We start from the raw sequence: 9,983 nt of genomic DNA, 5'->3' as shown, positions 1-9,983 counted from the left end.
AAGGGACGCGCCGGTGCCGAAAGGAAGAAGCGAGGAGGCCCGAGGAACGAGGGCCTTGGAGCGCCGACCGTCGGCACCGGACCCGAGCGCCCCGGAAGCGAGCGGGCGAACACCCGCCCCGAGCCGAAGGGACGCGCCGGTGCCGAAAGGAAGAAGCGAGGAGGCCCGAGGAACGAGGGCCTTGGAGCGCCGACCGTCGGCACCGGGTCAGAGCGCCCCGGAGGCGAGCGGGCGAATAGCAGAGCGGGCCGGGCACAGTCCCAGCCCGCCCTTTCGGGTCCTTACGGTTACCGCAGTCCGGTCGGGCGGCGCAGCGCCGACGCCAGCAGCCGGTCGATCAGTTCCGCGTACGCGACCCCGCTGGCCTCCCACATCTTCGGGTAGGCGGAGATCGGGGTGAAGCCCGGCATGGTGTTGATCTCGTTGATCATCCAGGTGCCGTCCTCCAGCAGGAAGAAGTCCACCCGGGCCAGGCCCTCGCAGCCGAAGGCCTCGAACGCGGCGACGGCCTGGCGCTGGATCTCCGCGGTCTCCTCGGCGGTCAGCCGCGCCGGGATCTGCACCTCGGAGGAGTCGATGTACTTGGCCTCGAAGTCGTAGAAGTCGAAGCCCTCGCCGACCAGCACCTCGGCCGGGACGCTGGCCCGCGGGCCGTCCTCGAACTCCAGCACGCCGCACTCGATCTCGCGGCCGGTGACACCGGCCTCGATGATCAGCTTGGGGTCGTGCCGGCGGGCCTCCTCGATCGCGGCGTCGAGCTCGGCGAGGTCGCCGACCTTGGTGATGCCGATGCTGGAGCCGGCCCGGCAGGGCTTCACGAACAGCGGCAGGCCGAGCCCGGCGGCGCGCTCGCGCACGGCCGCGCGGCCCTCCTCGGTCTCCCAGTCCCGCGGCCGCACGATGGTGTAGCTGCCGACGTTCAGGCCGTGCGAGGCCAGGATCCGCTTGGCGAACTCCTTGTCCATGCCGGCCGCGCTGGCCAGCACGCCGTTGCCGACGTACGGGACGCCGGAGAGTTCCAGCAGGCCCTGGAGCGTGCCGTCCTCGCCCCACGGGCCGTGCAGCAGCGGAAACACCACGTCGACCTCGCCGAGCGCCTTGGGGGCGCTCCCCGGCTCGCTGAGGACCACTTCCCGGTCACCCGGGGCGGCGGGCAGCACGACCTGCCCGTCGAGGGACTCGGCGACCTGCGCCACGTCCGGCAGCTTGCCGTCGGTGATGGCCATCCGGGCCGGCTCGTCGCTGGTCAGCGCCCAGCGGCCCTCGTGGGTGATGCCGATCGGCAGCACGTCGTACTTGGCGCGGTCGATGGCCCTGAGCACACTGCCCGCGGTGGAGACCGAGATCGCGTGCTCGGAGCTGCGGCCGCCGAAGACCAGCGCGACGCGCGGCTTGCGGGCGGACGGGTTCGGGGAGGACTGTTCGATGCTCATATCGGGCTTGAGACTACCGTGCGACGTGTTTCCGGTAGGTCAACGCCCGCCCGGCGGGCCCCGGAATGTCAGCCCGCTTCCCTCGGGCCGGGCTCAGCGCCGCTCGGGCTTGGCGGCGCGCGACATCAGCGCCTGGAGCGCCTCCTGGGTCGGCCGCCCGTTGTGCACGACGTCCACCACTGCCTCGACGATCGGCATGTCGACCCCGTTGCGCCGGGCCAGGTCCAGCACCGACTCGCAGGACTTGACGCCTTCGGCGGTCTGCCGGGTGGCCGCGATGGTCTCGGCCAGTGACATCCCCCGGCCCAGGTTCATGCCGAAGGTGTTGTTGCGCGACAGCGGCGAGGAGCAGGTGGCGACCAGGTCGCCCATCCCGGCGAGCCCCGCGAAGGTGTGCGGGTCGGCGCCCAGCACCTCGCCGAGCCGGGTGGTCTCGGCCAGCCCGCGGGTGATCAGCGTCGCCTTGGTGTTGTCGCCGAGGCCCATGCCGGCCGCCATGCCGACCGCCAGGCCGATCACGTTCTTGACCGCGCCGCCGAGTTCGCAGCCGACCACGTCGGTGTTGGTGTACGGCCGGAAGTACGGCGTGTGGCAGGCGGCCTGGAGCCGCTTGGCGACCGCCTCGTCGGTGCAGGCGACCACACTGGCGGCGGGCTGACGGTTGGCGATCTCCTTGGCCAGGTTGGGCCCGCTGACCACCGCGACCCGCTCCGGGCCGACCTTGGTGACCTCGTCGATCACCTCGCTCATCCGCTTGGCGGTGCCGAGTTCGATGCCCTTCATCAGGCTCACCAGCACGGTCTGCGGCTCGATCAGCGGCGCCCAGGCGGCCAGGTTGTCGCGCAGCGTCTGCGAGGGCACCACCAGGACCGCGAAGTCGGCGCCGGCCAGTGCCTCGGCCGCGTCGGTGGTGGCCCGGACGGTGTCGGGCAGCCGGACGCCCGGCAGGTAGTCCGGGTTCTCGTGGGTGATGTTGACGGCGTCCACCAGCTCCTGGCGGCGGGCCCACAGCACCACCTCGCAGCCCGCGTCGGCCAGCACCATCGCGAAGGCGGTGCCCCACGAGCCGGTCCCCATCACTGCGCAACGGGTCACCGGCCCGCCCCCTCACCGTCGTTGTCGTTCGGAGCGCCCTTGGCCCGACGGCGCTCGGCGAGCGCCGCGGCGGCCCGCTGGCGGGCGGCCCTGCGCATGTCGTAGCGCTCGGCGGGCGGCTGCTCGCCGCGGATGTCGGCCAGCACCGCGGTGATCGCCGCCATGATGTCCTCGGTCGCGTCGGCGAGCACCTGGGCGGTCAGCTCCTGGCCCTGGTACTTGGTGAGGTCCACCGCGGGCCCGGCCGCGACGGTGACCCTGTGGCGCGGGAACGGGTTGAACTTGCCCCGGCCGTAACCGGGCCGGCCATACGGCGGGACGATCTCGTGGGCGCCCCAGTGCGCGACCGGGATGACCGGCGCGCCCGTCATCAGCGCGACCCGGGCGACACCGCTCTTGCCGGTCATCGGCCACAGGTCCGGATCCCGCGTGAGCGTTCCCTCGGGGTAGAACTGCACGCACTGGCCGCTGTTGACCGCGTCGATCGCGGCCCGGAAGGCCTGTGCCGCGTCGGTGGACTCACGGAACACCGGAATCTGGCCGGTCTTGCGCAGCATGAATCCGATGAAGGGAATCGAGAACAGCGAGGACTTGCCGAGAATCCGCGGCGGACGGCCGCTGTTGTACTGCCAGTGCGCGTAGACCACCGGATCGATGATCGAATTGTGGTTCACCGCGGCGATGAAGCCGCCTTCCTTCGGAATGTGCTCCCAGCCGCGCCAGTCGGGCTTCACCAGGGCGGTCGTCACCGGTTTCACCAGCACGGCCGCGAAGCGGTACCAGATGCCGTAGTCGGCGTTGCCGAACTTGGCGTACGAGCGGCGGGCCACCCCAGCTCCTTCTCTCCACATGCGGCACACGGGATGCCGCGGTCAGTGCCTCCCGGTGCCGCGCACCGGCCTGCCCGGTGCCCGGTTCGCGGGCGCGGAACAGTGTCGCCCGCTCGCTCACCGGCTGTCGAGCGACCGCGCCAACCCGCCGGGCGGTCGTGATCAAACGCACGTCCGCACAGCTCGGACGGCCTGGCGAGGGCTCCGGGCCCGGCGTCACAATGACGCCGATGACCCAGGACACCGTACGCCCCAGCGAGCCCGTCGCGCCCGCCGCACCCAACGCCGACTGGTCGCTGGTGCTACCGCTCAAGCCGCTCGCCCTGGCCAAGAGCAGACTGGCCCCCTACGCCGGTCCGCACCGGGCGGAGCTGGCCCTGTCCTTCGCGCTCGACACCGTCACCGCCGCCCTCGCCACCCCGGGCGTGGCCCGGGTCCTGGTGGTCACCAGGGACGCCGGCGCCGGTGCCCGGTTGGCGGAGCTGGGCGCGCTGATCGTCGCCGACGAGCCGGACGGCGACCTCAACCGGGCGCTCGCGCACGGCGCCTCGGCCGCCCTGGCGCTGGCCCCGCGGGCTCCGCTGGCCGCCCTGTCGGCCGACCTGCCGGCGCTGCGCCCGGCCGAACTCGCCCGGGTGCTGGGCGCCGTACCGCCGGACGGCCGGGCCTTCCTGCCGGACTCCCCCGGCCTCGGCACCACCCTGCTCGCCACCGCCCCCGGCCGCGCACTCGCCCCCGCCTTCGGGGACGGCTCACGGGCCAGGCACGCGGCCGGCGGGGCGCTCGAACTGCGGCTGGCGGACGTCGAATCGGTGCGCCGGGACGTCGACACCGGCAGCGACCTCGGCGAGGCGGCGATCCTCGGCCTCGGCCCGCACACCAGTGCCCTGTTCGCCCGTCTGGGCCGGTCCTGACGGAGGGGACCGACCGGGGGCCACGCCCGAGCTCCCGGCCGGGGCGGGCCGGGACGGGCCGGCTTGTCCGACCCCCTCGCTATGCTGCTGGCATGCAGGCCACCGCGTTCACCTTCGACCCCGCCACCCGGGCCGGCTCCGTGCTGCTCGACGACGGGACCCCGGTGCCGTTCGACGCGGCCGCCTTCGACGCCGGCGGCCTGCGGCTGCTGCGGCCCGGCCAGCGGGTGCGGATCCGCACCGAGGGCTCCGGCGAGGCGCGCCGGGTGGTCTTCGTGACCCTGCAGACCTTCCCCGACCCGGCCGACGAGAGCTGACCGGGCCGACCGGCTACGGCCGGGCCACGAGAACCGGCCGGGCCACGAGAACCGAGCGGGCCAATGATTTCCCGGGCCCCGTCACGGCCGGCCGCCGCCGGATCCTGACTGAGCGCCCGGAAAGCAGAAGAGCCGCGGCCACCCGGCTCCGCGATTGCGGAAGGGGTGCCGCGGCTCTGAGCCGAAGGCCGTCCGAGACGGTCGCGCGGGACTTACTTGGCGGTGGTCTTGCGCGCGGTGGTCTTGCGGGTGGCGGTCTTCTTCGCCGGAGCCGTCTTCTTGGCCGTGGCGGTCGCCTTCTTGGCGGTGGCCGTGGTCTTCTTGGCGGCAGCCGCGGGGGTCGCCTTCTTCGTGGCGGCCGTCTTCTTCGTCGCGGTCGCCGTGGTCTTCTTGGCGGCGGCGGTGGTCTTCTTGGTGGCGGGCGCCTTCTTCGCGGCGGTGGCCGTGGTCTTCTTGGCGGCAGCCGTGGTGGCCGTCTTCTTGGCGGCGGCCTTCTTGGTCGCGGCCGGAGCGGCGGCAGCGGCGGTGGCGGAGCGCTTGGTGGCGGCCCGCTTGGTGGCCGGGGTCGCGACGACACCCGACTTGCCCGGGGTGAGGGAGCCCTTGGGCGCCTTCTTCACCGAGGGGCCTTCCTTCGGCAGCTTCTTGCTGCCGCTGACCAGGTCCTTGAAGCCCTGGCCCGGACGGAAGCGGGGCACCGAGGTCTTCTTGACCTTGACCCGCTCGCCGGTCTGCGGGTTGCGGGCGAAGCGCGCGGAGCGCTCCACCTTCTCGAAGGTGCCGAAACCGGTGACCGAGACCCGGTCACCGGCCACAACGGCACGGACCATGGTGTCGAGCACTGCGTCGACGGCCTCTGCGGCAGCCTTGCGACCGCCCAGCTGCTCGGCCACCGCTTCGACAAGCTGAGCCTTGTTCACGTCTTCCCCTTCGGAAACGGGCGCCGGATGATTCCATCCGTTCTTTTCGCACGTTAGGTATGTATCTGCGGACTTTCAATTACCAAACGCGCGAATCACCCTAGTGTCGCAATGGATTTGCGCGTCCGCGACCTCAGTCGAGGGGCGGGCGCCCCTCGTCGAGGTCATGTACAAAGCGACTCAACCGCCGTGCCGCCTCGGGAAGATCGCGCTTGGCGGTCTCCGTGACGATGAGCAGTTGACGGGTGAGAGCGGTCTTCGCATCTGCAGACACGTTCAGCGCATGCACGCGGGCGTGAGCTTGCTTCAACCGCTCGGCCACAAGCGCGTAGAGCGCTGCGACTTCCCGGTCGTCCGGCCCCTCAGCTGGTGCGGAGGTGACGTCCGGCCGATCGTCAATTCGGCGTTCGGATCCCCGGCCCATGGGCTCCTCGGACGCGGGTTCGCCGCCCGCGTACGGAGGTTCATGGTGCCGGTGCATGTACTGATTGTGCCATCTACCCGCAGTTGTACTTGCGCGGGGCCCTCTTCCGCAAAGCCAAATGGGCAATCCGGGGCGGCCCTCGGCGCTAACGCGCGCTCCGGAACGCCGGATGGCCCGGCCCCCCCGAGGGGGGCGCGGGCCATCCGGTGGATCGTCAGAATGCTTGTTCTGAAGGGAACTCAGGAGACCGGCAGAGTGCGGGGCTTGAACGCCGGGCGGGTCGCCTCGAAGGCCGCGATGTCGGCCTCGTTCTGCAGCGTGATGCTGATGTCGTCGAGCCCGTTGAGCAGCCTCCACCGTACGTTGTCATCCAGTTCGAAGCCCGCGGTGACGCCTTCGGCGCGCACTTCGCGGTTCTCCAGGTCAACGGTGATCTCGGCCGAAGGGTCACTCTCGGTGAGCGCCCAGAGTCGTTCCACGGTCTCCTGCGGCAGCACGACGGTCAGCAGGCCGTTCTTCAGCGAGTTGCCGCGGAAGATGTCGGCGAAGCGCGAGGAGATGACGGCGTGGAAGCCGTAGTTCTGCAGCGCCCAGACCGCGTGCTCCCGGGAGGAGCCGGTGCCGAACTCGGGGCCGGCCACCAGGACGGTGGCGCCCTGGCGCTCGGGCCGGTTCAGGATGAACGACTCGTCCTTGCGCCAGGCCTCGAAAAGCCCGTCCTCGAAACCGGATCGGGTGACCTTCTTGAGCCAATGGGCGGGGATGATCTGGTCGGTGTCCACGTTGCTGCGGCGCAGCGGGACGGCCCGGCCGGTGTGGGTGGTGAACTTCTCCATGGCTCAGGCCTCCACGGCGACGTCGGCGGTCAGGGCGGACGGGGTCAGGTCGGCGGGGGCCGCGAGCCGACCCAGGACGGCGGTCGCGGCGGCGACCTGCGGGGAGACCAGGTGGGTGCGGCCGCCCTTGCCCTGCCGGCCCTCGAAGTTGCGGTTCGAGGTGGAGGCGCAGCGCTCCCCGGGGGCGAGCTGGTCGGGGTTCATGCCCAGGCACATCGAGCAGCCGGCGTGCCGCCATTCGGCCCCTGCGGCGGTGAACACCTTGTCCAGGCCCTCCTCGACGGCCTGCAGGGCGACCCGCACCGAGCCGGGGACGACCAGCATCCGTACGCCGTCGGCGATCTTGCGGCCCTCCAGCACGGCGGCGGCCGCGCGCAGGTCCTCGATCCGGCCGTTGGTGCAGGAGCCGACGAAGACGGCGTCGACGGCGACCTCGCGCAGCGGGGTGCCGGGCTCAAGGCCCATGTACTTCAGGGCGTTCTCGGCCGCCTGGCGCTCCTGCGGGTCGGCGTAGTCCCGGGGGTCCGGCACGGCGGCGCCCAGCGGGGCACCCTGGCCGGGGTTGGTGCCCCAGGTGACGAACGGGGTCAGCTCGCTCGCGTCGATGAGGATCTCGTGGTCGAAGACCGCGTCCTCGTCGGTGACCAGGGTCTTCCAGTACGCGACGGCGGCGTCCCAGTCCTCGCCCTGCGGGGCGTGCGGGCGGCCCTCCAGGTAGGCGAAGGTGGTCTCGTCCGGGGCGATCATGCCGGCCCGCGCGCCGGCCTCGATGGACATGTTGCAGACGGTCATCCGGGCCTCCATGGACAGGCTCCGGATCGCCGAGCCGCGGTACTCCAGGACGTATCCCTGGCCGCCGCCGGTGCCGATCTTCGCGATGACGGCCAGGATCAGGTCCTTGGCCGTGACGCCCTCGGGCAGCTCGCCCTCGACGGTGATCGCCATGGTCTTGAACGGCGCGAGCGGCAGGGTCTGGGTGGCCAGCACGTGCTCGACCTGGCTGGTGCCGATGCCGAACGCCAGCGCGCCGAAGGCGCCGTGGGTGGAGGTGTGGGAGTCGCCGCAGACCACGGTCGTGCCGGGCTGGGTCAGGCCGAGCTGGGGGCCGACCACGTGCACCACGCCCTGCTCGACGTCGCCGAGCGAGTGGATCCGGACGCCGAACTCGGCGGCGTTGCGGCGCAGGGTCTCCAGTTGCACCCGGGAGACCGGGTCGGCGATCGGCTTGTCGATGTCCAGGGTCGGGGTGTTGTGGTCCTCGGTGGCGATCGTCAGGTCGGTGCGGCGGACCTTGCGACCGGCCAGGCGCAGCCCGTCGAAGGCCTGCGGGCTGGTCACCTCGTGGAGCAGGTGCAGGTCGATGTACAGGAGGTCGGGCTCGCCCTCCGCGCGCCGCACGACGTGGTCGTCCCAGACCTTCTCTGCGAGTGTCCGTCCCATCGGATTCCCTCCAGCCGGCCGCGTTGCCGGCCTTCTCGTGTCGTCGGGTAAACGCTTGCGCCGCCCAGTGCGGGGCGCTTCCGCGCGACCTGCACGCCGGATCGCTGTCCACGATGCGGACACTCTGGCGAGGTCCCATCCTGGATGTCTCCCGGGCTGCTGCATCCAGGGTGGCGCTTTTCTCGGAAGATTGAACTTGCGTCTCGCGGACTGAGACTGCAGTCTTAGGGCATGGACAACACTAGCGGCGTCGGCGTTCTCGACAAGGCCGCTCTGGTGCTCAGCGCACTGGAGTCGGGCCCCGCCACGTTGGCGGGGCTGGTCGCCGCCACCGGTCTGGCGCGCCCCACGGCCCACCGACTCGCCGTCGCACTCGAACACCACCGTCTGGTCACCAGGGACATGCAGGGGCGCTTCATCCTCGGCCCCCGGCTGTCCGAACTCTCCGCCGCGGCGGGCGAGGACCGGCTGCTCGCCACCGCGGGCCCGGTCCTGACCCACCTGCGCGACGTCACGGGCGAGAGCGCACAGCTCTACCGCCGCCAGGGCGAGATGCGGATCTGCGTAGCCGCCGCCGAGCGGCTCTCCGGCCTGCGGGACACCGTCCCGGTCGGCAGCACCCTGCCGATGAAGGCCGGCTCGGCCGCCCAGGTCCTGCTGGCCTGGGAAGAGCCCGAGCGGCTGCACCGCGGCCTCCAGGGCGCCCGCTTCACCGCCACCGCGCTGAGCGGCGTCCGGCGGCGCGGCTGGGCCCAGTCGATCGGCGAGCGGGAGCCGGGCGTCGCGTCCGTCTCCGCTCCCGTCCGCGGCCCTTCCAACCGGGTGGTGGCCGCCGTCTCCGTCTCCGGCCCGATCGAGCGGCTGACCCGCCACCCGGGCCGCCTGCACGCTCAGGCCATCATCGAGGCCGCGAACCGGCTCACCGAGGCGCTGCGCCGGAGCTGACCGGCCGACTCCCCACCCCTCTTTCCCCCACTCCCCCACCTCCCCCACTCGGAAAGCGAAAGGGCCCCGCTCGGAGTCGAGCGGGGCCCTTCGGGCATTTCGCGGGAAAACGAAAAAGACCCCGGGAACCGGGGCCTTTCCAATTTCTGGCTGGGGTACCAGGACTCGAACCTAGACTAAATGAACCAGAATCACTCGTGCTGCCAATTACACCATACCCCAACACAAAGCAAGGGCCGATGGGCGAGCCCATCGGCTTCCTGCTCTGAAGTACCCCCGACCGGATTCGAACCGGCGCTACTGCCGTGAGAGGGCAGCGTGCTAGGCCGCTACACAACGGGGGCTTTCCAAGTGATCCCTTGCGGGACCAGTACCCCCGACCGGATTCGAACCGGCGCTACTGCCGTGAGAGGGCAGCGTGCTAGGCCGCTACACAACGGGGGCTTGATCTTCATTTGTCCTGCGGTGCAACCGTGACCGGCCGTACAGCGCTGGGGTACCAGGACTCGAACCTAGACTAACTGAACCAGAATCAGTCGTGCTGCCAATTACACCATACCCCACCAGAGTTGAACCCCTCCGGGGCCTTCTCAGGCGTTGCGCCTCTCGGTCGGTCCCTTCCGAGGGGCTTTCGCTCCCTCGTCCGTTCCCTCCCGGGCGGCGCAGAAAGAACATTACCCGACGTCGGCCCCGGCTCCAAAATCGATAACCACAGGCAGCGACGGGGAGGCCGTCCGGTGGCTTCCGGGCGCACCGGGGGGGGGGGGGGGGGGGGGGGGGGGGGGGGGGGGGGGGGGGGGGGGGGGGGCCGGGGGGGGGGTTTTTTCGT

Annotated in this window: 10 protein-coding genes and 4 tRNA genes; 3 read left to right on the top strand and 11 right to left on the bottom strand. The window is 71.5% G+C overall.

The genetic code is table 11. The features are described 5' to 3' along the window. Positions 1 to 287: 287 nt before the first annotated feature. The 3 genes from ACZ4WV_RS34605 to ACZ4WV_RS34595 form a co-directional block, all read right to left on the bottom strand. Positions 288 to 1,433: a D-alanine--D-alanine ligase family protein gene (locus ACZ4WV_RS34605; RefSeq protein ID WP_465752939.1), complete on the bottom strand. Its 1,146-nt coding sequence runs from the start codon at positions 1,431 to 1,433 to the stop codon at positions 288 to 290. A gap of 93 nt (positions 1,434 to 1,526) precedes the next feature. Further along, on the bottom strand, positions 1,527 to 2,510 hold the full coding sequence (locus ACZ4WV_RS34600) for an NAD(P)H-dependent glycerol-3-phosphate dehydrogenase (protein ID WP_465752952.1): 984 nt from the start codon (positions 2,508 to 2,510) through the stop codon (positions 1,527 to 1,529). A gap of 14 nt (positions 2,511 to 2,524) precedes the next feature. Continuing rightward, positions 2,525 to 3,358 carry a lysophospholipid acyltransferase family protein gene (locus tag ACZ4WV_RS34595; protein ID WP_465752937.1) on the bottom strand — a complete coding sequence of 278 codons (834 nt, stop codon included), beginning with the start codon at positions 3,356 to 3,358 and terminating at the stop codon, positions 2,525 to 2,527. Positions 3,359 to 3,588: 230 nt separating this feature from the next. Here ACZ4WV_RS34595 and cofC point away from each other — a divergent pair, with 230 nt between their 5' ends. Both cofC and ACZ4WV_RS34585 read left to right on the top strand, forming a co-directional pair. After that, positions 3,589 to 4,272 carry a 2-phospho-L-lactate guanylyltransferase gene (gene cofC, locus ACZ4WV_RS34590; protein WP_465752935.1) on the top strand — a complete coding sequence of 228 codons (684 nt, stop codon included), beginning with the start codon at positions 3,589 to 3,591 and terminating at the stop codon, positions 4,270 to 4,272. Between the two features lie 92 nt (positions 4,273 to 4,364). Further along, the gene (locus tag ACZ4WV_RS34585) at positions 4,365 to 4,589 is read left to right on the top strand and encodes a hypothetical protein (protein WP_465752933.1); all 225 of its coding nucleotides are present in this window, start codon (positions 4,365 to 4,367) and stop codon (positions 4,587 to 4,589) included. Positions 4,590 to 4,801: 212 nt separating this feature from the next. Here ACZ4WV_RS34585 and ACZ4WV_RS34580 read toward each other — a convergent pair whose 3' ends face one another. From ACZ4WV_RS34580 to leuC, 4 genes are all read right to left on the bottom strand, one after another. Next, a complete protein-coding gene (locus ACZ4WV_RS34580) occupies positions 4,802 to 5,509 on the bottom strand; it encodes an HU family DNA-binding protein (protein ID WP_465752931.1) in 708 nt (235 codons plus the stop codon). 133 nt (positions 5,510 to 5,642) lie between these two features. Further along, a complete protein-coding gene (locus ACZ4WV_RS34575) occupies positions 5,643 to 5,990 on the bottom strand; it encodes an SCO5555 family protein (protein ID WP_392905653.1) in 348 nt (115 codons plus the stop codon). 182 nt (positions 5,991 to 6,172) lie between these two features. Next, positions 6,173 to 6,769, bottom strand: a complete 597-nt coding sequence (gene leuD, locus ACZ4WV_RS34570) for a 3-isopropylmalate dehydratase small subunit (RefSeq protein ID WP_465752924.1) — start codon at positions 6,767 to 6,769, stop codon at positions 6,173 to 6,175. A 3-nt stretch (positions 6,770 to 6,772) separates the two neighbouring features. Further along, positions 6,773 to 8,209, bottom strand: a complete 1,437-nt coding sequence (gene leuC / locus ACZ4WV_RS34565) for a 3-isopropylmalate dehydratase large subunit (RefSeq protein WP_465752922.1) — start codon at positions 8,207 to 8,209, stop codon at positions 6,773 to 6,775. A 231-nt stretch (positions 8,210 to 8,440) separates the two neighbouring features. Between leuC and ACZ4WV_RS34560 the strand changes: the two genes are divergently transcribed. Further along, entirely contained in the window at positions 8,441 to 9,154 is a 714-nt protein-coding gene (locus tag ACZ4WV_RS34560; RefSeq protein ID WP_030246527.1) for an IclR family transcriptional regulator, read from the top strand. Positions 9,155 to 9,301: 147 nt separating this feature from the next. On the opposite strand, the gene ACZ4WV_RS34555 is transcribed toward ACZ4WV_RS34560, so the two are convergent. The 4 genes from ACZ4WV_RS34555 to ACZ4WV_RS34540 all read right to left on the bottom strand — a co-directional run bounded on the left by ACZ4WV_RS34555 (position 9,302) and on the right by ACZ4WV_RS34540 (position 9,717). After that, a tRNA-Gln gene (locus ACZ4WV_RS34555) sits at positions 9,302 to 9,376 on the bottom strand. A 49-nt stretch (positions 9,377 to 9,425) separates the two neighbouring features. Next, positions 9,426 to 9,498: transfer RNA gene (locus tag ACZ4WV_RS34550), tRNA-Glu, on the bottom strand. Positions 9,499 to 9,525: 27 nt separating this feature from the next. After that, a tRNA-Glu gene (locus ACZ4WV_RS34545) sits at positions 9,526 to 9,598 on the bottom strand. A gap of 47 nt (positions 9,599 to 9,645) precedes the next feature. After that, positions 9,646 to 9,717: transfer RNA gene (locus ACZ4WV_RS34540), tRNA-Gln, on the bottom strand. Positions 9,718 to 9,983 lie beyond the last annotated feature (266 nt).

This window comes from Kitasatospora sp. NPDC029312 (assembly GCF_055569215.1).
Note: the sequence above shows the minus strand (reverse complement) of the source record. Positions and strands in the feature narration are given on the sequence as shown.

Excerpts from the sequence above, each read along its gene's own strand:
- ACZ4WV_RS34585 (WP_465752933.1), top strand. The coding sequence starts at position 4,365 with ATGCAGGCCACCGCGTTCACCTTCGACCCCGCCACCCGGGCCGGCTCC.
- ACZ4WV_RS34560 (WP_030246527.1), top strand. The coding sequence starts at position 8,441 with ATGGACAACACTAGCGGCGTCGGCGTTCTCGACAAGGCCGCTCTGGTG.
- leuC (WP_465752922.1), bottom strand. The coding sequence starts at position 8,209 with ATGGGACGGACACTCGCAGAGAAGGTCTGGGACGACCACGTCGTGCGG.
- leuD (WP_465752924.1), bottom strand. The coding sequence starts at position 6,769 with ATGGAGAAGTTCACCACCCACACCGGCCGGGCCGTCCCGCTGCGCCGC.
- ACZ4WV_RS34605 (WP_465752939.1), bottom strand. The coding sequence starts at position 1,433 with ATGAGCATCGAACAGTCCTCCCCGAACCCGTCCGCCCGCAAGCCGCGC.
- ACZ4WV_RS34600 (WP_465752952.1), bottom strand. The coding sequence starts at position 2,510 with ATGGGGACCGGCTCGTGGGGCACCGCCTTCGCGATGGTGCTGGCCGAC.
- cofC (WP_465752935.1), top strand. The coding sequence starts at position 3,589 with ATGACCCAGGACACCGTACGCCCCAGCGAGCCCGTCGCGCCCGCCGCA.
- ACZ4WV_RS34575 (WP_392905653.1), bottom strand. The coding sequence starts at position 5,990 with ATGCACCGGCACCATGAACCTCCGTACGCGGGCGGCGAACCCGCGTCC.